The organism is Pseudarthrobacter sp. HLT1-3 (genome assembly GCF_059383535.1).
Map to the genome: position 1 here is coordinate 19,933 of NZ_JBWZCJ010000003.1, position 21,188 is coordinate 41,120.

20 protein-coding genes are annotated in these 21,188 nt (G+C 67.1%); 6 read left to right on the forward strand and 14 right to left on the reverse strand.

Features of this window, described 5'->3' with window-relative positions; all coding sequences use genetic code 11:
- Nucleotides 1-7: 7 nt before the first annotated feature.
- The 9 genes from AC50X9_RS03405 to dxr form a co-directional block, all read right to left on the reverse strand.
- Nucleotides 8-799: a sulfite exporter TauE/SafE family protein gene (locus AC50X9_RS03405; RefSeq protein ID WP_494890250.1), complete on the reverse strand. Its 792-nt coding sequence runs from the start codon at nt 797-799 to the stop codon at nt 8-10.
- Nucleotides 800-817: 18 nt separating this feature from the next.
- Nucleotides 818-2,629: a proline--tRNA ligase gene (locus AC50X9_RS03410; protein WP_494890252.1), complete on the reverse strand. Its 1,812-nt coding sequence runs from the start codon at nt 2,627-2,629 to the stop codon at nt 818-820.
- Nucleotides 2,630-3,008: 379 nt separating this feature from the next.
- Nucleotides 3,009-3,896: a GNAT family N-acetyltransferase gene (locus AC50X9_RS03415; RefSeq protein ID WP_494890721.1), complete on the reverse strand. Its 888-nt coding sequence runs from the start codon at nt 3,894-3,896 to the stop codon at nt 3,009-3,011.
- Nucleotides 3,859-5,025: a flavodoxin-dependent (E)-4-hydroxy-3-methylbut-2-enyl-diphosphate synthase gene (gene ispG, locus AC50X9_RS03420; RefSeq protein ID WP_494890254.1), complete on the reverse strand. Its 1,167-nt coding sequence runs from the start codon at nt 5,023-5,025 to the stop codon at nt 3,859-3,861. The genes AC50X9_RS03415 and ispG overlap by 38 nt, the downstream gene beginning before the upstream one ends.
- 37 nt (nt 5,026-5,062) lie before the next feature.
- Complete coding sequence (locus AC50X9_RS03425) at nt 5,063-5,356, reverse strand: YciI family protein (protein WP_494890256.1); 294 nt, start codon at nt 5,354-5,356, stop codon at nt 5,063-5,065.
- Between the two features lie 54 nt (nt 5,357-5,410).
- A complete protein-coding gene (locus AC50X9_RS03430; RefSeq protein ID WP_494890258.1) occupies nt 5,411-5,974 on the reverse strand; it encodes a hypothetical protein in 564 nt (187 codons plus the stop codon).
- Nucleotides 5,971-6,732 (reverse strand): MarR family transcriptional regulator, encoded by a 762-nt coding sequence (locus tag AC50X9_RS03435; RefSeq protein WP_494890260.1) that lies wholly within the window; start codon nt 6,730-6,732, stop codon nt 5,971-5,973. The genes AC50X9_RS03430 and AC50X9_RS03435 overlap by 4 nt, the downstream gene beginning before the upstream one ends.
- Nucleotides 6,733-7,125: 393 nt before the next feature.
- Nucleotides 7,126-8,457: a M50 family metallopeptidase gene (locus tag AC50X9_RS03440; RefSeq protein ID WP_494890262.1), complete on the reverse strand. Its 1,332-nt coding sequence runs from the start codon at nt 8,455-8,457 to the stop codon at nt 7,126-7,128.
- A gap of 18 nt (nt 8,458-8,475) precedes the next feature.
- Nucleotides 8,476-9,660, reverse strand: coding sequence for a 1-deoxy-D-xylulose-5-phosphate reductoisomerase (dxr, locus tag AC50X9_RS03445; RefSeq protein ID WP_494890264.1), 1,185 nt, complete (start codon nt 9,658-9,660; stop codon nt 8,476-8,478).
- Between the two features lie 153 nt (nt 9,661-9,813).
- Between dxr and AC50X9_RS03450 the strand changes: the two genes are divergently transcribed.
- The gene (locus tag AC50X9_RS03450) at nt 9,814-10,662 is read left to right on the forward strand and encodes a protein NO VEIN domain-containing protein (protein ID WP_494890266.1); all 849 of its coding nucleotides are present in this window, start codon (nt 9,814-9,816) and stop codon (nt 10,660-10,662) included.
- A gap of 574 nt (nt 10,663-11,236) precedes the next feature.
- The gene (locus AC50X9_RS03455; RefSeq protein WP_494890723.1) at nt 11,237-12,733 is read left to right on the forward strand and encodes a lipase maturation factor family protein; all 1,497 of its coding nucleotides are present in this window, start codon (nt 11,237-11,239) and stop codon (nt 12,731-12,733) included.
- Between the two features lie 24 nt (nt 12,734-12,757).
- On the opposite strand, the gene AC50X9_RS03460 is transcribed toward AC50X9_RS03455, so the two are convergent.
- Nucleotides 12,758-13,444: a response regulator gene (locus AC50X9_RS03460; RefSeq protein ID WP_494890268.1), complete on the reverse strand. Its 687-nt coding sequence runs from the start codon at nt 13,442-13,444 to the stop codon at nt 12,758-12,760.
- Nucleotides 13,441-15,063 (reverse strand): sensor histidine kinase, encoded by a 1,623-nt coding sequence (locus AC50X9_RS03465; protein WP_494890725.1) that lies wholly within the window; start codon nt 15,061-15,063, stop codon nt 13,441-13,443. Before AC50X9_RS03465 ends, AC50X9_RS03460 begins: the two co-directional genes overlap by 4 nt.
- Before the next feature lie 297 nt (nt 15,064-15,360).
- Between AC50X9_RS03465 and AC50X9_RS03470 the strand changes: the two genes are divergently transcribed.
- Genes AC50X9_RS03470 through AC50X9_RS03485 form a run of 4 tightly spaced genes read left to right on the forward strand, consistent with a single transcriptional unit; the run spans nt 15,361 to nt 18,909 of the window.
- Nucleotides 15,361-16,368 (forward strand): Bug family tripartite tricarboxylate transporter substrate binding protein, encoded by a 1,008-nt coding sequence (locus AC50X9_RS03470; RefSeq protein ID WP_494890270.1) that lies wholly within the window; start codon nt 15,361-15,363, stop codon nt 16,366-16,368.
- 14 nt (nt 16,369-16,382) lie between these two features.
- On the forward strand, nt 16,383-16,877 hold the full coding sequence (locus tag AC50X9_RS03475; RefSeq protein WP_494890272.1) for a tripartite tricarboxylate transporter TctB family protein: 495 nt from the start codon (nt 16,383-16,385) through the stop codon (nt 16,875-16,877).
- Nucleotides 16,877-18,511 carry a tripartite tricarboxylate transporter permease gene (locus AC50X9_RS03480; RefSeq protein ID WP_494890274.1) on the forward strand — a complete coding sequence of 545 codons (1,635 nt, stop codon included), beginning with the start codon at nt 16,877-16,879 and terminating at the stop codon, nt 18,509-18,511. The genes AC50X9_RS03475 and AC50X9_RS03480 overlap by 1 nt, the downstream gene beginning before the upstream one ends.
- Entirely contained in the window at nt 18,508-18,909 is a 402-nt protein-coding gene (locus AC50X9_RS03485) for a universal stress protein (RefSeq protein WP_494890276.1), read from the forward strand. Before AC50X9_RS03480 ends, AC50X9_RS03485 begins: the two co-directional genes overlap by 4 nt.
- A gap of 125 nt (nt 18,910-19,034) precedes the next feature.
- Here AC50X9_RS03485 and AC50X9_RS03490 read toward each other — a convergent pair whose 3' ends face one another.
- The 3 genes from AC50X9_RS03490 to AC50X9_RS03500 are packed head-to-tail and all read right to left on the reverse strand — an operon-like array spanning nt 19,035 to nt 21,186.
- Entirely contained in the window at nt 19,035-19,868 is an 834-nt protein-coding gene (locus AC50X9_RS03490; RefSeq protein ID WP_494890278.1) for an HpcH/HpaI aldolase/citrate lyase family protein, read from the reverse strand.
- The gene (locus tag AC50X9_RS03495; protein WP_494890280.1) at nt 19,865-20,428 is read right to left on the reverse strand and encodes a MaoC family dehydratase; all 564 of its coding nucleotides are present in this window, start codon (nt 20,426-20,428) and stop codon (nt 19,865-19,867) included. The genes AC50X9_RS03490 and AC50X9_RS03495 overlap by 4 nt, the downstream gene beginning before the upstream one ends.
- Complete coding sequence (locus AC50X9_RS03500) at nt 20,425-21,186, reverse strand: CoA transferase subunit B (protein ID WP_494890282.1); 762 nt, start codon at nt 21,184-21,186, stop codon at nt 20,425-20,427. Before AC50X9_RS03500 ends, AC50X9_RS03495 begins: the two co-directional genes overlap by 4 nt.
- Nucleotides 21,187-21,188: the final 2 nt, after the last annotated feature.

Below are 21,188 nucleotides of genomic sequence, written 5' to 3' on the forward strand. Positions count from 1 at the left end.
AAGGGCACTAGAAGGAGTCCTGCCAGATGTCCGAGCCGAGTTTGATAATCAGCGCCCCCACTACGGTGAGGAACACGATCCGGATGAACTTGTTCCCCTGCTTGACGGCCGTCCGGGCGCCGAGATAGCCGCCGGCCATGTTCGCCATCCCCAGGACCAGCCCGAGTCCCCACAGCACGGCGCCGTGCGGCACAAAAAAGAGCAGGGCGCCGGCGTTGGTGGCCATGTTCACGATCTTGGCCTTGGCGCTCGCTTCGAGGAACGCGTACCCCATCGCCGAGACGAGCGCGATGATCAGGAAGGACCCGGTGCCCGGGCCGATCAGGCCGTCATAGAAGCCGATCACCCCACCGATCAGGCACGCCAGCACATAGTGCCGGTGGCCGTTATGCCGCAGCTTCGTCAGCTCCCCGACGTTCGGCCGGAAGGCGGTGAACAGCGCGACGGCGATGAGCGCGACCACGATGATGGGTTTGAACACACTCGCCGGAAGGTTCGCCGCGAGCACCGCCCCGCCGAAACTGCCGGCCAGGGCGATCACGGCCATCGGCAGCGCGGTGCGCAGATCCGGCCGCACGCGACGGTAGTACGTGACAGCACTGGTCGTTGTGCCGAAGATCGACCCCATTTTGTTGGTCGCCAGTGCCTGCACCGGGCTGATGCCCGGCACCAGCAGCATCGCCGGGAGCTGGATCAGTCCCCCGCCCCCGACGACAGCGTCAACCCAGCCCGCGGCGAAGCCAGCGACCACAATCAGGATGAGGGTGCTGAGCTCTATCGACTCGAGTCCGGAAAGCACGCCTGAAGGGGCAGCGCGCTAGTGACTGCGGACGGCGTCGACCACGTAGTCGACAGCCTTCTCAACGGCGATGTTCTCGGCGATGCCGCTGCGGCGGTCCTTGATCTCGACGACCCCGTCGACCAGGCCGCGCCCGACGGCGAGGATGGTCGGCACACCGACGAGTTCGGCGTCGCCGAACTTCACGCCCGGGGAGACCTTGGGCCGGTCGTCGTAAATGACGTCCAGGCCGGCGGCTTCCAGGTCCAGGGCCAGCTTCTCCGCGGCGGCGAAGATCTCCTCGCCGCGGCCAACGGCCACCACATGGACATCGGCCGGAGCGACGGCGCGCGGCCAGACGAGGCCCTTGTCGTCGTGGTTGGATTCGGCGAGGGCCGCGACGGCGCGGGTGACACCGACGCCGTAGGAACCCATCGTGACGACGACCTGCTTGCCGTTCTGGTCCAGGACCTTGAGTTCCAGGGCCTCGGCGTACTTGCGCCCGAGCTGGAAGATGTGGCCCATCTCAATGCCGCGGGCGGTTTCCAGCGGGCCGGAGCCGTCCGGGGCCTCGTCGCCGGCGCGCACCTCGGTGCACTCGATGACGCCGTCCCAGCCGAAGTCGCGTCCGGCGACCAGTCCGAAGACGTGCTTGCCGGCCTCGTTGGCGCCGGTGACCCAGGCGGAGCCGCTGACGACGCGCGGGTCCACGAGGTAGAGGATCTTGGCGGCGCCCTCGGTGCCCAGCAGCGGCGCGTCCAGGGACAGGCCGGGGCCGAGGTAGCCCTTGACGATGAGGGGCTGCTTCTTGAGGTCCTCCTCGTTGGCGGCCTCGAGGGTGATCTCGCCGGCGATCGGCAGGAAGGATCCGATGTTCGCTTCCACCCGTTTGAGGTCGACGCCGCGGTCGCCCGGAACGCCGATGACGACGAACTGGCGTTCGCCGGTCGGCAGGGTGACGGCGAGGACGACGTTCTTGAGCGTGTCGGCGGCAGTCCAGGCGCCGCCGTCGGCCTCGCTGCGCGGAACGAGCACGTTGGCGGCGTCCACGAGGGTGTCGATGGTCGGGGTGTCCGGGGTGTCGCGGACTTCGGCGGCCGGGGCGTTGCTGAAGTCGATGTCCGCGGGGGCCACCGTGGTGACGGCCTCGACGTTGGCCGCGTAGCCGCCGGCTGAACGGACGAAGGTGTCCTCGCCGATCTCGGTGGGGTGCAGGAATTCCTCGCTCTTGGAGCCGCCCATGGCGCCGGCGGTGGCCGCAACCGGGATGACCTCGAGGCCGAGGCGTTCGAAGATTTTCAGGTAGGCGCCGCGGTGCGCCGCGTAGCTGGCGTCCAGGCCGGCGTCGTCGACGTCGAAGGAGTAGGAGTCCTTCATGATGAATTCGCGGCCGCGCAGCAGGCCTGCCCGGGGGCGTGCCTCGTCGCGGTACTTGTTCTGGATCTGGTAGATGCTCAGCGGCAGGTCCTTGTACGAGGAGTACATGTCCTTGACCAGGAGGGTGAACATTTCCTCGTGGGTGGGCGCCAGCAGGTAGTCGTTGCCCTTGCGGTCCTTGAGCCGGAAGATCCCGTCGCCGTACTCGGTCCAGCGGTTGGTGACCTCGTAGGGTTCCTTGGGCAGCAGGGCCGGGAAGTGCACTTCCTGGGCGCCGATGGCAGACATCTCTTCGCGGATGACGGTCTCGACTTTCCGCAGCACGCTGAGCCCCAGCGGGAGCCAGGTGTAGATGCCCGGGGCGGCCCGGCGGATGTATCCGGCGCGGACCAGGAGCCGGTGGCTGGCCACTTCGGCGTCGGCAGGATCTTCACGCAGGGTGCGCAGGAACAGCTTGGAAAGTCGAAGGACCACTGGGTATCTATCCGTTTCTGGGAAGTTGCGGGCAAAACTGTGGAACCGGAGAACCGGCGCACGCGTCTAGGTACTAATCTACCGCCAGCCCGGACGCGGAAGAGCCACGCCATAACTGACGGAAGCCCCTGGCCGTTGCCGGCTGGTCATCCTGTCATGGCGTGGCTCTGCGGCCCCAGCACCACCAATATCTTGGAAGTGAGTTCCGTTTGTTGCCCCCAAGGGCTTCTGCATCCCCGGCTGTTGCTCCCGTGGAAACACGTGCCCAAGCGACACGGTTAGTTCGAACCTATGTGACCCACGGCACTAAAACAAGAGCGTCCACCCACATATTTCGTCGTGCAACAGGTGAAACTGCTGGTGCAGAAGATGGCTGGAGTTAAAAAAGAACTGTCGCGAACGTGCCGACCTGACGGAAGCCCACCCGCTCGTAAGTGGCCCTGGCGCGGGTGTTGAAGTTGTTGACGTACAGGCTGGTGACCGGGGCCAGGGTTTGGGCCAGGCCGACGACGGCGGCCATGTAGCCGGCGCTGAGGCCCTGGCCCCGGTAGTCCGGGTTCATCCAGACACCCTGGACCTGGGTCACCTCCGGGGTGACCGCGCCGAGCTCGGCCTTGAAGACCACTTCGCCGCCGGGGTTCAGGTGGACCATGGAATGTCCCGCGCGGATCAGGCCCCTGACCCGGCGGCTGTAGTACTCCCGGCCGCCGAGGAAGGGTGAATAGCCCACTTCCTCCTCGAACATCGCCGCGCACGCGGGCAGGATCCGCTCGAAGTCCGCCAGCTGGCCAAAGCCCAGCTCTTGATTCGCGGGGACCGCAGGCGGCCCGGAAATCGTCATCAGCGGCTGGTCCCCGCGGATCTCGTGGGCGGTCTGGCCGTACTGCTCCAGCCCGGCGTACAGGGCCAGGACCGTGTCGGCCGGGCCGAAAATCGAGGCATACCGGCGCCCCGAGCGGTGCGCAGCCGCCGCGACCAGGCCGGCAAGCTCCGGGGCCAGCTGCACCGGCACCAGGTTGGCGCCGGCCCAGCAGGCACCGAGCAGGGTGCCGCCGTCGAACACGCCGAAGATGCTGGCGCCGCCGGTGGTGGGAGCCGCCGAACCCGCGGTTGCCAGGTGCGACAGGATGAAGACATTGGCGACGGCGTCCTGCCGGGCCAGGTCAATCAGCTGGGATGTGTCCGACCCCGCAAGGGCCCGGACTACGACGCCGGGAGCGGCGCCGTCCTTACGAGACGCTAACCACGGGGCTACCCTTGACAGCATCTTCGCCATCGGCCTCCCCCATCTCTTCGGCGATACGCATGGCTTCTTCGATCAGTGTCTCAACAATCTGGTCCTCGGGGACAGTCTTGATGACTTCACCCCGCACAAAGATCTGGCCCTTGCCGTTGCCCGAGGCGACACCGAGGTCGGCTTCGCGGGCTTCGCCCGGGCCGTTGACGACGCAGCCCATCACGGCCACGCGCAGCGGGATCTCCATGCCTTCCAGCCCTGCCGTGACCTGCTCGGCCAGCGTGTACACGTCCACCTGGGCGCGGCCACAGGACGGGCAGGAAACGATCTCGAGTTTGCGCGGGCGCAGGTTCAGCGACTGCAGGATCTGGTTGCCGACCTTGATTTCCTCCACCGGCGGGGCGGAGAGCGACACGCGGATGGTGTCACCGATGCCGCGGGACAGCAGGGCGCCGAAGGCCGTGGCCGACTTGATGGTGCCCTGGAAGGCCGGGCCGGCCTCGGTGACGCCGAGGTGCAGCGGCCAGTCGCCCTGTTCGGCGAGCATTTCGTAGGCGGCGACCATGACGACGGGGTCGTTGTGCTTGACCGAAATCTTGAAGTCGTTGAAGCCGTGCTCCTCGAACAGCGAGGCTTCCCAGACGGCGGACTCCACGAGGGCTTCCGGGGTGGCCTTGCCGTACTTCTTCAGGATTCCGGGTTCCAGCGATCCGGCGTTGATGCCGATCCGGATCGAGGTGCCGTGGTCCTTCGCCGCGCGGGCGATTTCCTTGACCTGGTCATCGAACTTACGGATGTTGCCGGGGTTCACCCGCACCGCGGCGCAGCCGGCCTCGATCGCGGCGAAGACATACTTCGGCTGGAAGTGGATGTCCGCGATCACCGGGATCTGGGACTTCCGGGCGATGATCGGCAGGGCCTCGGCGTCGTCCGCGGACGGGCAGGCGACGCGCACTATGTCACAGCCGGAGGCGGTGAGCTCGGCGATCTGCTGCAGCGTGGCGTTGATGTCCGTGGTGGGCGTCGTGGTCATCGACTGCACGCTGATGGGTGAATCGGAGCCGACGCCGACCGAGCCCACCTTGATCTGGCGGGTCTTGCGGCGCGGCGCGAGGACGGGTGGCGGTGCTGACGGCATTCCCAGGCTGACCGAGGTCACATGGACTCCTTGGATCGAAGTAGGTCGGGCGGGACGGTTAGGCTGCGTGGCCGGCCAGGAGGCCGGTCAGGGGCGCCCAGGCCGTCGTGCGGGTGCCGGAGATGGCACTGGCCGCGGCGAAGGGGTCCTGCTTGAGGACCTCGTTCAGGGCCTGCTCGTCGGCGGCCTTGAAGATCAGCAGGGCGCCGGCGCCGTCACCGTAGGGGCCGCTGGCGAGCAGCGTTCCCTCCTCGGCAAGTCCTGCCGTCCAGGCGCGGTGCGCGGGGCGTGCGGCGTCGCGGGCTTCGGAGGATTCGGCGTCGTATACGTACTCAACAGCAAAAACAGTCATACGGATACACTATCGCCCCGCGGGCCGGTGACCCATCCGGGTGTGCGGGTGGTCTCAGCCGAGGACGAGCACTTTGGCCAGGACGGCGACGCCGGCCGCCCACAGCAGGGAGGTGAGGGTGCCGATGATGAACCGCTCCGCGGCGACCGGAGTCTCCTTTAGTTCGGCAAAGCGGCCCAGGCCCTTGATCGCGACGACGTAGGCGATCGCGACGGGTTCGCCGGCGAGAATCGCGAGGCAGACCGCCAAGCGCTCCAGCACACCGATGATGGCGCCGCCGCGCAGGATCCGGACGCTGCTGACCGCGGCGGCGGCGGAGCCCGGGGTGGAGCCTGCCGCAGATCCCGCGGCCGGGGCTGCGTCGCCTGCCGTGCCGCTGGCGCCGGTCGTACCGGCGGTGGCGGGCGAACCGGGGGTGGCGGGCGAGCCAGGGGTGGTTTCAATTGTGGCCGGGGGATCCACGGTGGCATCAGCCGAGGGGTCATTCGCCGGGTCGGCGCCGGCATTGGCGTCCTGCCGGTCGTCGATGGTCCGGGCGAGCCGGAAGACCAGGGCCGTCACCGGCCAGCCGGCGAAGCCTGCGGTGAGCAGGGCCAGGGTGATCCAGAGGGCGTTCACCGGTCTCCTTCTGTACTGTCCGCGGGGCGGGTCGGGCGCTGCGTCGGAGCCGGGTTCCGGGCCCCGTCCGTGGGCCCGCCGGCGTCGTGGTTGCCCGTGATAATTCCATGGGCGAAGTCCAGCAGCATTTCCGCCGCGGGTCTAGCGGCCCATTCTTCCTGCCAGGCGGAGCGCAGCAGCGCACGGCTCACCGACTGTTCGGTGATTCCCAGTTTTTGCGCGGCGACTTTCTGCGTGCCGTGGGTGCCGGAGTGCCCGTGCTGCAACGGGCGCAGCACATCAACGACCTTCCACTGGGCGGCCGTCCGCTCCTGGACCAGCCGTCCGATCAGCCGCAGCACCGCCTCGGCGTTGGCGCAGGCGCGGGCGCCGGCAGAGCCCGCGGGAGAGGGCGCGGCCTCGCCCCGGCGCAGGCCTCCCGAGACGACGGCAACCGGCACATGGGCGGACCCGGATTTTGCCCTCTCGACGGCTGCGCGGGCCGCCACGAAGGCCGGCCCGGATCCTTCGCGCGGGCTGGCAGGCAGCGGGAGGTCCACGGCCCCGACCCCGATGCCCACGTACCAGCGGCCGCTGCGCAGGGCGTGCAGGGCGATGTCCACGACCTCGTCCGGGCGCTCGACGACCCCCTGGACTTCATCGCCCACGGACCGCTCGAAGCGCCCTGCGGTGGACAGCGCTGCCAGTTCCGCGAGTAAGCCCGGAACACGGTCGACGTCGGCGCTGCTGCCGCGCTGGTCGATGGTCATCACGTACATAGCCCCAACCCTACAAGGACTGATCCGCCATAATCAATCATTTTCAACTGATTACCACAAATAAGCCATAATCGGCTGATGATTCATATACAGCCTCATACGGTTAATGCCGAGGACAGGGGCCCAACCTGCCAGCCCACACTGCCGGGGCAGGCAGGTCCGACGGATCCGCAGCCGTGCAGGGGCACTTTGGCACGAACACGCCGCCGCGGTCGTCCATTCCGGCCCCGGGCGGCCGCAAAGTGCCCCCGGACGGCAGGGCCGATGCCACCCGGGCCGCCCCGCCCGGGCACCCCCTGGAAAATCGCAACCCGGGAATACTGTCACCGCGGTTGACAGCTCCCCCTGGCCCGGCCCACGCTGCGGGACACAGCAGGCCGGGCCGCCTCGGCGTCAGCCGAAGAGGTTGACCGGCTTGACGATGTCCGCGTAGATCAGCAGGGCGCCCATGCCCATCAGCAGCACCGCCACCACGTAGGTCACCGGAAGCAGCTTGGCGATGTCGAACGCGCCGGGGTCCGGGCGGCCGAACAGCTTGGCGATCCTGCGGCGGGCCCCTTCATACAGCGCGCCGGCCACATGGCCGCCGTCGAGCGGCAACAGCGGAATGAGGTTGAAGACGGCCAGGGCAAAGTTGAGTCCGCCCAGCAGCCCCACCAGGGTCGCCACCCGGGACTGCATCGGCACTTCCTCCATCGCGGCGACCTCGCCGGCCACCCGCCCCACGCCGACTACGCTGATCGGCCCGTTGGGGTCGCGGGGTTCCTCGCTGAATGCTGCCTGCGCCACGCCGGCCACGCGGGCCGGCAGGTTGACGACGACGCCGGCGATCTGCTTGATGTTTTCGCCTGCCATCGGCAGAACGGTCGACGCCGGCTGCGGAACCAGCGCGGTCTGCGCACCGATGCCCAGGAAACCGACGTCCTGGTACTGCAGGGTGCCGTCGGCGCTCTTGGCCTGGCGGCCGTCGTCGCCCACGACCGGGCGCGCGGAGAGGACGGGTGTGACGGTGGTGGTGACCGGGACGCCGTCGCGCTCCACGGTGATGCTGACCTGCCGGTCCGCGGAGGCGCGGATCCAGCCGGTGAGTTCATCCCAGTTGGTCACGGCCTTTCCGTCGAAGGAGGTGATGACGTCGTTGGGCAGCAGTCCGGCGGCGGCGGCGGGGGTGAGCCTGCAGTCGGCGGATTCCGGGTCCACGGTTTCGCCGGCCTTGACCTGGCATTTGGAGACGTCGGCGATGGTGGTGGTCTGGGTGGCGATGCCGAAGCCCATCAGCAGCACGGCCGTCAGCGCGAGTCCGATCAGCATGTTCATGGCCGGGCCGCCGAGCATGATGATGATCTTCTTCCAGACCGGCAGCTTGTAGAAGACCCGGTTCGCGTCGGCGGGGCCGACCTCCTCGTGCGCCATGGAGCGGGCGTCCGAGGCCAGGGACTGGAACATGCCGGTGCTGGAGGTCCGTACGGTGCCGTCCTCCTTGTTCGGCGGATACATTCCGATCATGGAGACGAAGCCGCCCAGCGGGATGGCCTTGAAGCCGTATTCGGTCTCACCCTTTTTGCGGGACCAGAGAGTGGGCCCGAAGCCGATCATGTATTTGGTGACGCGGACCTTGAACAGCTTGGCCGGCAGCAGGTGGCCCACCTCGTGGAGGGCAATGGACACGGCGATGCCGATCGCCACAAAGACGACACCGAGGATAAAGAGGAGGACGGGACTCATGCTTTGATCTGCTGCTTCCTAGACGCTTCTGACGGCTAAACGTTCGTGGGTGCGGGCGCGTGCCCACCTTTCAGCATCCAGCACGGACTCCACCGTCAGCCGGGAGGATCCTGTGTGTTCGCTGAGGACTGCTTCGATGGTATCGACGATGTCGGTGAACCGGATCCGGCCGGCGTGGAACGCGATCACTGCCTCCTCGTTCGCGGCATTGAACACCGCCGGGTAGGTGCTCCCCTGCTTTGCGGAATCCTTCGCCAGCCCGACGGCGGGGAACGCCGCGGTGTCCAGCGGCTCGAAGGTCCAGCTGGTGGCTTTGCTCCAGTCGCAGGGCCTGGCCGCCTGGGCCACGCGGTCCGGCCACCCCAGTCCCAGGGCGATGGGCAGGCGCATGTCCGGCGGGGAGGCCTGGGCGATCGTGGAGCCGTCGATGAACTGGACCATCGAGTGGACGACGGACTGCGGGTGGACCACGACGTCGATCCTCTCCAGCGGGATGTCGAAGAGCAGGTGGGCCTCGATGACCTCCAGCCCCTTGTTGACCAGGCTGGCGGAGTTCGTGGTGACCATGAGGCCCATGTCCCAGGTGGGGTGGGCCAGGGCGTCCTGCGGGGATACGTCGTGCAGCTCCTCACGGGTCATGCCGCGGAAGGGTCCGCCAGACGCCGTAAGGATCAGCCGGTCCACCTCCGCCGCGGTGCCGGAGCGCAGGCACTGGGCGATGGCGGAGTGTTCGGAGTCGACCGGGACAATCTGCCCTTCGCGGGCCGCGGCCTTGACCAGGGCGCCGCCGACAATCAGGGACTCCTTATTGGCCAGGGCCAGGGTTGCGCCGGATTTGAGCGCGGCCAGGGTGGGCGCCAGGCCGATGGACCCGGTGATGCCGTTGAGGACCACATCGGCCTCGATCTCCGCGATCCGGGTGGAGGCGTCCGGTCCGGTGAAGATCTCGGGACGGTAGCCCGTGACGCCGGCCGCGCTGGCGGCGTCGTCGACCAGCGCTTGAAGGGCTTTTGGGTCGCCGGACGCGGCGCCAATGGCCTGGGCGCGGGTGTGGACGGCCTGCCGGGCCAGGAGTTCGAGGTTGCCGCCGCCCGCGCTGAGCGCCACGACCTCGAAAAGGTGCGGGGCGCCGTCGACGACGTTAATCGCCTGCGTGCCAATGGAACCGGTGGACCCGAGGAGGACGATCTTGCGCGGCTGCATGATTCCAGTATCCCGCACCGCGTTCCGTGCTCTGCGCCGCGCGACGGCGCGCGGCCGGCAGACGGCGCCAGACGTCGGCCAGACGGCGGGCAGACACAGTCTGGTGTTGTAGCCTGGGCCGAAAGCGGGCAATTGAGAACTTGGGGGGCGGCTGTGGCCGAAAAACAGACGGCGTGGTCGAACTCCGAAGTCGCGGCCACGGTGGCGAGCTACCTGGAGATGCTGCGGCGCGAGGTCTCCGGCCAGCCATACGTGAAGAGCCAGTTCAGGAAATCACTCCTGCCGCAGCTCTCCAAACGGTCCGAGTCGGCCATTGAGTTCAAACACCAGAACATCTCGGCCGTGCTGATGAAACTGGGACTCCGACCTATCCGGGGCTACCAGCCCGCACACAACTACCAGAAGTCGCTGGTCCCGGAAGTGCAGCGTCAGTTGTCCTCCAGCCCTTCGCTCGTTGAGCTGATCCTGGCCGAGGCGCTGCGGGCCCCCGATCGGGCAGTTGATGGGGTTCTGGATTTCACCAGCGCCGGCACTCCGACCATCATTTTCCCCGAGCATTCCGGAGCCTCCCAAGCCAGAGTGGGCCGCCCTGACTACGCCGCGATTGAGGCTCGAAACCGTGCCCTGGGTCTGGCCGGCGAACTCGCCGTGGCCGACCTGGAGTACCGGCGTCTCGTGAAAGCGGGCAAGGCCAAGCTCGCGGCGCGGATTGATCACGTCAGCCTGACGGATGGTGACGGGCACGGCTTCGATATCTTGTCCTTCGAGGAGACCGGCGAGGAGCGGCTGATCGAAGTGAAGACGACGAGGTCGCGGGCCGAAACGCCCTTCTTCGTCAGCCGCAATGAACTGAAGGTGTCCAGGGACCGCGCCGACGTTTACCATCTGGTCCGCGTATTCAACTTTGGCAACGGGCCGGGGTGGTTCCCCCTGCGCGGAAGTCTGGACACCAGCTGCGTCCTGGAGCCAAGCGATTTCATGGCTCTGCCCCGGCCGGCTTAGTTCAGCGCGCCGGCGCGGCATGGTGCTGAAGACGGCCTCGGCAGTGCGGCCGCACAGCGGTCCGGGGGCGCTTTGGCCGCGGACACGCCGTCAATTGGCCGGAAAGTCCCCTACTGCGGCCTCAAAGTAGCCCCGCGCGGCCGCCATGACCCAGCCATCACGGGTGGAACGCACCCCGGCCAGACACTGCGATGGCCGCCCCAGCCGCCGCCAACCAGTGACACCCAACCCTCCGGGGGCACTTTGGCCGCGGACACGCCGTCAATTGGCCGGAAAGTCCCCTAACTGCGGCCTCAAACTAGCCCCGGACAGCCGCCCTGACCACGCCATCATGGGTGGAATGCGCCGCGCCGCGCCGCCCCGGCTCAAGCAACGCGAGGACTGCGCATCCATCGGCTCTGGGTGGTGGACGACGCGGTCGTTGCCAAGCCCAAGAACCAAGTTCTGCGACGGCGCTCGCATGGTTCCGCTCCCGGTCCTTCATCACCTCAGCAACGTGGCCAGTGCCGCGGCTCAATGGCGGGGCGGGCCGCCGCTGATTGACGCCGCCGACCGCAGGCGTAACGTGGGGATCGTGGAGTGGACGGCCTGGTTTGACGCGCCGGAGTACGAGTTCGCCCGGCAGGTGCTGCAGCGCGGCATCGCCACGATCTACTTCGTGGCCTTCCTCTCATCGCTGAACCAGTTCCCGGCCCTGCTCGGCGAGCGCGGGCTGTTGCCGGTGCCGGATTTCCTGGCGCGCTCCGGCCGGCGGCGCAAGCCCACGCTTTTCAGCTGGCGCTACTCGGACCGGTTGCTGCGGACCGTCTGTTGGGCCGGGATGGGGATTGCGGCGGCCATCGTCGTCGGCCTTCCGCAGCTTGGCCCGCCGTGGGTTCCCCTGCTGGCGTTCCTGGCGCTCTGGCTGCTGTACATGTCGATCGTCAATGTCGGGCAAACCTTCTACGGCTTCGGCTGGGAGATGCTGTTGCTCGAGGCCGGCTTCATTGTGGCCTTCCTCGGTTCCGACCAGACTCCCCCGCCGCGGACCATCCTGATCCTGCTGGCCTGGCTGGTGTTCCGCCTGGAGTTTGGCGCCGGCATGATCAAGATCCGCGGCGGCCGGGAGTGGCGTGACCTGACAGCCCTGTACTACCACCACGAGACCCAGCCGATGCCCGGCCCGCTCAGCCGGCAGGCACATCTGCTGCCCAAGGCGTGGCACCGGGTGGAAGTGCTGGGCAACCATTTCGCCCAGCTGGTGGTTCCGTTCTTCCTTTTCGCCCCGCAGCCGCTGGCCAGCGCGGCCGCGGGGATCGTTATCTTCACGCAGCTCTGGCTGGTAGCAACAGGGAACTTCGCCTGGCTGAACTGGATGGCGATCCTGCTCGCCTTCGCGGCTGTCAGTGACCCGGTGGCCCATGCCGTTCTCCCGGCCATTCCGCTGGACTGGCACCCCGCCGCCGCAGGCATCGGCACGGGTGCCGGTGCCGCAGGAGCCGCGGCGACGGGCAGCCAGGCGCCAGTGGCGTGGCTCGTGGTGGTACTGCTCGCCACCGTGCTGCTCGTGGTGCTCAGCTACCGCCCGGTCGAGAACCTGTTCTCCCACTATCAGCTCATGAACGCCAGCTTCAACCGCTGGCAGCTGGGGAACACTTACGGGGCGTTCGGCACGGTCACGAAGCAGCGGATCGAAATCGTGGTGGAAGGGACCCTGGATGCGGAGCCCGACGACACTGCCGACTGGCGCGAATACGGCTTCCGCGGCAAGCCCGGCGAGGTCCACCGGATCCCACGGCAGTGGGCGCCGTACCACCTGCGCCTGGACTGGCTGATGTGGTTCCTGCCGCTGCGCACCGTGCACGAGCAATGGTTCTACGCTTTCCTGGCCAAGCTGCTGGAGGCCGACCGCGCCACCCTGCGCCTGTTGCGGCATGACCCGTTCGACGGCGTCCGGCCCCGCTGGGTGCGGGCCCGCAGCTACCTCTACCGCTTCGCCACCCGGCAGGAATTCCGTGCCACGGGCCAGCGCTGGATCCGGATCCCACTGCACGAGTCCATTCCGCCGTTATCCCTGCCGCCGGAGGCCTGATGGTGCACTGATGCCCCGCCGATGTCACAAGGGCTTGAGCTCATAGCGGCGCTCGGGACGGCCCGCACCGTATTTGAGGCGCACCTCAACCCTCGCCTCATCGTGGAGGTATTCGAGGTAGCGGCGAGCGCTGACCCGGGACGTGCCCAGCAGGTCCGCTACTTCGGCCGCTGACAGATCCGCCTCGGCGGACTGCAGCACATCAACCACCCTGCGGAGCGTCTCGGCGCTGCACCCCTTGGGAAGGCGGACCTCCGTCCGTTCCGCACTCTCGGTCCGTTCCAGCCCAAAGACCCGGTTTACGTCCGCTTGCTCGGCAACGTCCTTGGACAGGTCCAGGCCCTGGTAAGCACTGCGATAATGCTCCAGCCGCTCCTGCAGGTCCGACTGCGAAAACGGCTTGATCAGGTAATGGACAATTCCGCCGCGCAGGGCCCGGCGCACGGTCTCGACCTCGCGGGCCGCGCTGATCACAAGAACGTCCAGATCCGGCGCAGTTTCCCGCAGCCTGGCCATGAGATCCAGGCCGTTGATGTCGGGCAGATGAATGTCCAGAAGGACCAAGTCAGGCTGCAAACGGGCGGTTTCCGCCATGGCCTGGGCTCCCGTGTGTGCAACCCCGACGACGGCGAAGCCGGGGGTGCGCTGGATGAAGCCGGCATGGACTTTTGCCACCATGAAGTCATCGTCGACGATCAGAACAGTGATCATAGCTGGGTCACCTTAGCCGTGGCCTGTGCCTGTGCCGCCGGGGCCCGTTCCAGCGGCATCCTCTTCAACCGCGCGGTAAAGACGGCCCCGCCGTCGTTCGCCACTTCTAGCGCGCCGCCGGTCCGCCGACAGACCACCCGCGAGAGGGCCAGGCCAAAGCCCCGTCCCCCAGCCGGCCCGGGTTGCTTGGTGCTGAACCCCTGCCGGAAGATCTTATCGGCCGCTGCGCTGTCGATGCCCGGGCCGGTGTCCCGGACGGTGATGACAACTTCGTCGTGACGGTCCTCCACGAGGACCCGGACAGAGGCATCTGCAGCTCCCGTGACGGCGTCGAGCGCGTTGTCCACGAGGTTTCCTACGACGGTGGTCAGATCCAGGGATAGTTCGTCTCCCACCGGCGACAGTGACGAAGCGGGGTCCAGCTGCAACGGCACTCCCCGCTCCGCTGCAAGGCTTGATTTGGCGATCAGGAGGGCGGCGAGCGCCGGGTCCTGGATGCGGCTGGTCACGTCGTCATTGAGCCTCGTCCGGTCCACCGTGACGCCGTTGACGAACTGCACCACGGAGTCGTATTCGCCAATCTGGATCAAGCCCGAAATGACGTGCAGCTGGTTGGCGAACTCGTGGGCCTGCGCCCTGAGCGTGTCCGTTGCTGTGCGCGTTGCACCCAATTCGCGCTCCAGGGATGACAGCTCAGTCCGGTCACGCAGGGTGGCGACGGAACCCATCACCCGGCCCTTGGAACGGATGGGTACCCGGTTCAACACCACCAGTCGCTCCCCTACCAGCACCATCTGGTCCTGCCCGGGCTGTTCCCCGGTCAGGACTTCCTTGAGCGCCGGTTCAACGGGCAGCCCGGTCAGATCCTTGCCCACACAGTCCGCGGGCAGGCCCAACAGCGCCCGGGCGCTGTCGTTTGCCACGGTAATCCGTCCGTGGAGGTCCAGCGCCACGACTCCTTCCTTGAGTCCATGCAGCATCGCCTCGCGGTTCTCCACCAGGCCCGAGATTTCGCTTGGCTCCATGCCGAGGGTCTGCCGCTTGACCCTGCGCGACAGCAACAGGGAGCCCGCAACCCCCAGGACGCTGGCCACTCCCAAATAGGTCAACAGGTTCGGGACGGCATCCCCCAGCCGCTCCCACGTGGACGGATAGTTCCGGCTGATGGATGCAATACCGATCATTGTCCCGGAGTCGTCAAGGACAGGTACGTGGGCCGAAAGCACGGGAGTCGCCGTGCCGCCCACCACTCCTGTCCAGGCCCGGCCCTCCATCACCCGGCTCGCGCCCAGTTCCAGCGGTCCGCCCAACAGCCCGGGGTCCGACGACGCCACCACGGTGCGGTCGAGCCGGGCGAGGGCCACTTGCGCGGACCCGGAGACGGTGCGGACCGACTCGGCGACGGCGGGCAATGCCGCACTGCCGCGCGGTTCGGCCGAGGGAAGCATCGCGCGGACGGTTGGATTGCTGCCCAGCGCTTCAGCCGCGGACAGTGCCCGGCGCCCCTCGATCCGTTCGAACGCGGCGGCCGACTGGGCCAGGGAGATGGCGACGACGCCGACGAGGACGGCCAGGACAATCAGCAACTGCAGGACCAGATATTGCCCGGCGAGGGACATTCCTCTTCGTCGAGTCACGTGCCGTCTTTCCTAATTCTTGGTGATGGTTAAGCTTGCTTCCTTGAGGCGGAAGCTGAGGTGCGTCCGCAAAGGTCCCAATCCCTCGCGGTGGGGTGAACTATACCCCACCACGGCTACCGCTTCCGGCGCAGGTTCCGGCATGGTCAGCGGCCGGAAACGTGAACGAAATGAACTTAACTTTCTCTGCTTACACAAGAGTGATGCCCGTCACTTCGCCGCCTAGCATCAAAGCACCAGTCAGTTTTGCTGATCAGTTTTATCGAGAAGAGGAACACCATGCGCCAGAACCGCGCATTGCGAATTGCCGCCGTCGCTGCCGGCATCGCCCTGATGGCCACCGGTTGCGGTGCAACCGCTAAAAGCACAACGAGCGGAAACTCCAGCGCTGCCGCCGGTCCCGTCACCGGGCTGCAGATCCTGGTCCCGAATACGGCCGGGGGCGGCTACGACACGACCGCACGTGCTGCCGCGAAGGTCCTCGAAGACGAGAAGATCGCCACCAACACCGAAGTCTTCAACCTCGCGGGCGCCGGCGGAACCGTTGGACTCGCCCGCGTGGTCAACGAAAAGGGCAACGGCGACCTCACTATGCTGATGGGTCTGGGCGTGGTGGGCGCCAGCTACACCAACAAGTCCACCTCCAAGCTGACGGACACCACACCGCTGGCCAAGCTCATTGAAGAGCCCGGCGCCATCATGGTCGGCAAGGATTCGCCCTTCAAGACCATCGACGACCTCGTGACGGCTTGGAAGGCCGATCCGGGTTCAATCGCCGTCGGAGGCGGGTCCTCGCCAGGCGGCCCTGACCACCTGCTGCCGATGCAGCTCGCCGGAGCAGTGGGAATCGACGCCACCAAGGTCAACTTTGTCTCTTACGACGGCGGCGGCGACCTGCTCCCGGCCATCCTCGGCAACAAGCTCGGCTTTGCGGCCTCGGGTGCCGGTGAGTACCTCAAGCAGATTGAATCGGGCGAGGTCCGCGTATTGGCGACCAGTGGAGCAGAGCGGCTGGACGGCGTTGACGCCCCCACCCTCAAGGAATCCAACATCGATCTGGTGTTCACGAACTGGCGCGGCGTCGTCGCCCCTCCGGGAATCAGCGACGCCGACAAGGCAAACCTCATTGCAGCCCTCGAGAAGATGCACGGCACCGCGGCCTGGAAGGAGACGCTGAAGACGCACAGTTGGAGCGACGCCTTTGTCACCGGTGACGAATTCAAGACCTTCCTGACGGAGCAGGACAAGCGCGTGGCGGACGTCCTCACGAAGCTCGGCTTGGCGTGAGCTCTTCTCCACTAATGGGCTCTCGGCTCAAAGGCCGCTCCGAGCTGGGGGTAGCCCTCCTGCTCGGGGCGGCCGGGGTCGTGGTCTTCCTCGACGCCAACGGCCTGGCGACACCTTATTCCCGGTCAGACCCGGTGGGTCCCAAGACAGTCCCCTTCATCGTGGCCGGCCTGCTCATCGTCTGCGCCGTGCTGCTTGCAGTAAACGTACTCCGCGGTGGCAAGGGCGAGGCGGAAGGCGGCGAGGACGTTGACCTGACGCACCCCACGGACTGGAAGACGGTACTGCCGCTGGTGGGCGCCTTCATCGCCAACATCCTGCTCATCGACTGGGCCGGTTGGGTGATTTCCGGAACCGTGCTGTTCTGGGGCAGTGTATGGGCCCTCGGCGGACGGCACTACGTCCGTGACGGCCTCATTTCCCTGGCCCTGTCCATACTGACCTTTTACGGCTTCTTCTTGGGCCTGGGCATCGCACTACCCGCAGGCTTGCTGGAAGGAGTTCTCTAATGGATGTCTTCGCCTCCCTCATGGACGGATTCGCCACCGCCCTGACCCCCATGAATCTCCTCTACGCCGTCATCGGCGTGGTCCTCGGCACGGCTGTGGGCGTCCTCCCGGGCCTCGGCCCGGCAATGACCGTGGCCCTGCTGCTCCCGGTCACCTACGCCCTGGAGCCCACCAGCGCCTTCATCATGTTCGCCGGCATCTACTACGGCGGCATGTACGGCGGCTCCACCACCTCCATCCTGCTCAACACCCCTGGCGAGTCCTCTTCGGTGGTCACGGCCATCGAAGGCAACAAGATGGCGAAAGCCGGGAGGGCGGCGCAGGCTTTGGCCACCGCCGCCATCGGTTCATTCATTGCAGGCACCATCGGTACAACGCTGCTCGCGGTCTGCGCGCCGATCGTTGTCCAGTTCGCCGTCAGCCTGGGCTCCCCTAGCTACTTCGCGATCATGGTGCTCGCCCTGCTGGCTGTGACTGCGGTGCTGGGTTCCTCCCGGCTGCGCGGGTTCGCATCCCTTGGCCTCGGCCTTGGGATCGGACTCGTTGGCATGGACTCCGTTACCGGCCAGCAGCGCCTCACCTTCGGCGCACCGCTGCTGGCCGACGGCCTGGACATCGTTGTTGTGGCCGTGGCCATCTTCGCCGTCGGCGAGGCACTGTGGGTTGCCGCGCACCTGCGTCGCACTCCCCTGCACATCATTCCGGTGGGCCGCCCGTGGATGGGGAAACAGGACTGGAAGCGGTCCTGGAAACCCTGGCTCCGCGGAACAGCATTCGGTTTCCCGTTCGGGGCCCTTCCCGCCGGCGGCGCGGAGATCCCCACGTTCCTGTCCTATGTCACGGAAAAGAGACTCTCCAAGCATCCCGAGGAATTCGGCCATGGCGCCATTGAGGGCGTTGCCGGACCGGAGGCCGCCAACAACGCCGCGGCGGCGGGCACGCTGACTCCCATGCTGGCGCTGGGCCTTCCCACGAACGCCACGGCCGCCGTCATGCTGGCAGCGTTCACGTCCTACGGCATCCAGCCCGGACCGCAGCTGTTCGCAACCGAAGGACCGCTGGTCTGGGCGCTGATTGCCAGCCTCTTCATTGGCAACCTGCTGCTCCTGATCATCAACCTTCCACTGGCACCGGTGTGGGCGAAGCTCCTGCAGCTCCCGCGGCCCTACCTCTACGCCGGAATCCTGTTCTTCGCCACGCTGGGCGCCTATTCGGTCAACCTGCAGGCGTTCGACCTGGTTCTTCTGCTGGTGCTTGGGGCGCTGGGCTTCATGATGAGGCGCTTCGGGCTCCCCGTGCTGCCGCTGGTCCTGGGTGTGATCCTGGGGCCGCGTCTCGAAGGGCAGCTGCGCAAGACCCTCCAGCTCAGCGCCGGCAACCCGGCCGGGCTGTGGAGCGAACCGATCGCCGTCGGGATCTACTTCATTGTGACCATCATCCTGCTCTGGCCGCTGCTGATGCGTCTCTGGCGCAAGGCCCGCCCGCAGGCGGTGCCGGCGTTTGCCGGCATGCACACCATGAGGGAGACGGACGCTGACAGAACAGACGCTGAAAGCGCGGACACCCGAGCCCTGGATGACCGCGGGGCGGACACCAGCCAGAAGACACCCGCAAGACGACAGGAGCACCCATGAGCATTATCGTTGGCTACCTTCCCTCTCCGGAAGGGACGGCGGCACTGGAAGCAGCCATTACTGAGGCACGCAAGAACGCGAAGCTTCTGGTGGTGATTAATTCCTCACGGGGCGACGCCCTCGTGGACAAGCGCTATGCCGTGGACGAGGAAATTTCGGGCATCGAAGAGCGTCTCAAGAAGGAAGGCATCGAGCACCTCGTCCAGCAACCGGTTCGTGGAAACGACGCAGCCAACGAGGTCCTGCAGGCAGCCGAACGGCACCGCGCGGACCTGATCGTCATAGGCCTGCGGAGGCGCACGCCCGTAGGGAAACTGATTATGGGGAGCACCGCCCAGCACATCCTCCTTGAGGCGGACTGCCCCGTGCTTGCCGTTAAGGCAGGCCAGCAGCCCTAAGCGCCGCGAAGCAGGCGGGGGCCGGAAAACCACAACAGCAGGCAACAACAAGAAGCCGCAGGCCGGGAGTCCAACGACTCCCGGCCTGCGGCTTTGCTGCAAGCGGCTGGTTCCGCCCCTTTGTCCTAGTGCACCGCGCGGCGGAGCGTGGATTCGGCGTGCTTGAGGATGGGGCCGTCGATCATCTTGCCCTGGTACTGGAACACACCCGAGCCTGCCGCGGCGGCGGCGGCCAGCAGCTGGGTGGCTGCCGCGACCTCGGACTCGGACGGCGCGTAGGCCCCGCGGACCACGGACACCTGGTTCGGGTGGATGCAGGCCTTGGAATTGAAGCCCGAGGCGACGGCGTCGCGGGATTCGACGCCGAGACCCTCCAGATCGGGGATATTGACGTACACCGAGTCGACGGCCTCCTTGCCCAAGGCACGGGCGGCCAACAGCACCGTCGAACGGGCGTGCAGCGCAACCGCGCGGTAGGCGCCGTCGTCGGTCCTGCTGGAGGTGCCGCCGAGCGAGGCGATCAGGTCCTCGGCGCCCCACATCAGCCCGACCACATTGGGTTCGGCCGCGATCGCGGCGGCGTTCACGATCCCCAGCGCCGTTTCGCACAGCGCGATCACGCTGTAGCCCTCAAGCTCCTTGAGCTGGGCGGCGCTTTCGGCCTTGGCGAGCATCACGTGGCGGTACGGCGTGTGCTTGAGGCAGTGCAGGTCCTTCTCGAACTCCTCGGTGCCGGCCGGGTTGATCCGGATGATGGTGCGGCTCGGGTCCAGCTCGGGGACGTCCCCGGTGGCACCGAGCTGGGCGAGGATGGCGCCGCGGGCGCGCTGCTTGTCCGCCGGGGCGACGGCGTCCTCCAAGTCCACGATCACGGCGTCGGAGCGCTCGGCCGCCTTCTGGTAGCGCTCGGGGCGGTCAGCGGGGCAAAACAGCAGGGCGGGGCCCATCAGGAAACTCATGTCTCTATTCTGCCCTTCTGCGCGCGTTCTTTCTGGGTCTGATTTGCCGGCTGCGCGGCGGTGTGTGCTTCCCGGGTCCACATCAGGCAGCTGCGGGTGGCCAGGGCAACGACGTCGCCGTTCTGGTTCCGGCCGGTGTGCTTCATGGTGACTATCCCCTGGCCGGGGCGGGAGGAGGACAGCCGCTTCCCGGTCACCACAGTCTCCGTGTAGAGCGTGTCGCCGTGGTACATCGGGTGCGGGAAGGACACGTCGGTGAGGCCCAGTTGGGCGATGATGGTGCCCTGGGTCAGCTGCGGCACGGACTGCCCCACCACCGTGGCCAGCGTGAACATGGAGTTCACCAGGCGCTGGCCGAACGGCTGCTCCGCGCTCCAGGCCGCATCGAGGTGCAGCGCCTGGGTGTTCATGGTCATGGTGGTGAAGAGGACGTTGTCCGCCTCGGTGACGGTCCGGCCGGGCCGGTGCGCGTAGACCACGTCCTCCTCGAGTTCGTCGAAGTAGAGTCCGCGCTGTTCAATGACACGGGCTGCAGCCATGTGCTGGGGGTTCGCCGTCATACGGTCAGTTCCTGGTCTTCCTCGAAAAGTTCGGCGCCGGTGGCCGCGGCCACGTCCTCGGCCGTCACGTTGGGGGCGAGTTCGCGCAGCACCAGCCGGGACTGTCCGGCTTCGGTCACGACGTCGATGACCGCAAGGTCGGTGATGATCCGGTCCACGCAGGCCTTGCCGGTCAGGGGCAGGGTGCACTGTTCCACGATTTTCGGCCTGCCGTTCCGGTCCACGTGTTCCATCATGACGATGACCTTTTTGGCGCCGAACACCAGGTCCATGGCGCCGCCCATGCCTTTGACCATCTTGCCCGGGATCATCCAGTTGGCGAGGTCACCGTTCCGGGCCACCTCCATCGCGCCGAGCACGGCCACATCGACGTGGCCGCCGCGGATCATGCCAAAGGAGGTGGCGGAGTCAAAGAATGCCGCGCCCTTGTTGACCGTCACGGTTTCCTTCCCCGCGTTGATCAGGTCCGGATCGACCCCGTCCTCCCCCGGATACGGCCCGACGCCGAGGATGCCGTTCTCGGAGTGCAGCACCACCTCGACGCCGGCGGGAATGTAATTGGGGATCAGGGTGGGCATGCCGATGCCGAGGTTGACGTACTGCCCGTTGCGCAGTTCCTTCGCCACCCGTGCGGCCAGTTCGTTGCGCGTCCAACCTTTGCTCTCAACCCCGGCAGGGTGCTCGACGGCGGCCGGCCGGTATTCGTGGCGGACCGCTTCGGGACGGGGCGGCGCACCCTGCAGGCTGTTGGATTCCATGG